The sequence below is a fragment of the Oleiphilus sp. HI0067 genome (assembly GCF_001635735.1).
In genome coordinates, this window is the sequence record NZ_LWFI01001555.1 from 1 (window position 1) to 1,164 (window position 1,164).

Annotated in this window: 2 protein-coding genes; both read right to left on the reverse strand. The window is 44.8% G+C overall.

All coding sequences use genetic code 11. The features are described 5' to 3' along the window. Positions 1-28: 28 nt before the first annotated feature. Positions 29-673, reverse strand: coding sequence for an outer membrane lipoprotein chaperone LolA (gene lolA, locus A3739_RS25420; protein ID WP_068481284.1), 645 nt, complete (start codon positions 671-673; stop codon positions 29-31). Positions 674-753: 80 nt separating this feature from the next. Then, a partial coding sequence (locus A3739_RS25425) for a DNA translocase FtsK (protein ID WP_304440317.1) occupies positions 754-1,164 on the reverse strand: 411 nt, incomplete at its 5' end.

Sequence of the window (1,164 nt, forward strand, 5' to 3'; positions counted from 1 at the left end):
TAGTCTGTTCGAATAAGTCAGACATGTATTACTCACCCTGACGAATCACATCAGTACCTTCAGGAAGATCAGGTTTAAAATCTTTCTCTGTCAGTCCTGAATTGACGAATGTAGAGATAAAGCTCACGGTCGTATCTTGACCCAATGAATCAGTAATTCTTAAGTCAGAAAGGGTTGTACCTTTAAAACGAACACGAAGCACTTCAAAGAGACTCCCTTCACTAGAGGGAAACAAAAGAAACTGTGCTTCGTCACCCTCACCATCGCGTTTCTCGACAATGAAGTTATTTGCGATTAATGCAGCATCACCGTTGAATAACATAGCTGGCGTGGCAGAGAGATCATCGCCAAGCAGCTGAACACTTGCCTGTTCTAGATCGGGATCGTAGACAGTTACTTCACCCTGATATACGTATATTTTCTGAGCTAATGGCGCTTTTGTTTCCCAATAAAACAAATCTGGCTTCTTAGCCTTAAATTCACCCCGTGTTTCTTGAACACGTGTACCTCTGCCATCAACGACAAATTGGATAAATGACCCCTGAATATCCGCCGATGCAGACAGCAATGCAGACAATTCATCTGCGTCTGTGCGTGTTTTTGAAAACAGATCAAAAGAGGCAATGATTAAAATCGTTACGAGAGAAAACCGTAAAGAGAGGGATTTCAGCAAGGTATGCTCTCCAAAAAAAAGAAAAGAGCATACCACAGGAGGAAATGAAAAAATTAAGGCTTTGTTAGCCAATAAACAGTTTATGCTTCAGGTGGTGGCGGAGCTAGAACTTCACGACTGCCGTTATGACCCGCCTCACTTACGACACCGGCTTGTTCCATCGCTTCGACCAAGTTTGCCGCACGATTGTAACCAATTTTCAGCTTACGCTGAACTGATGAAATTGACACACGTCGTGTTGTCGTAACAAAGGCAACAGCCTCATCAAACAAAGCATCTTGTTCACTTGCGCCAGAGTCTTCAGCGAAGGCCGCAGCGATCGGGTCACTTGATTCTCCGCCAGACAGGACTTCCTCTAGATAATTAGGCTGGCCACGCTGTTTCCAATCATCAACTACCTTATGCACCTCGTGATCATCAACGAATGCGCCGTGTACCCGAACTGGAACACTTGTGCCCGGCGGCATATATAGCATGTCACCATGACCCAG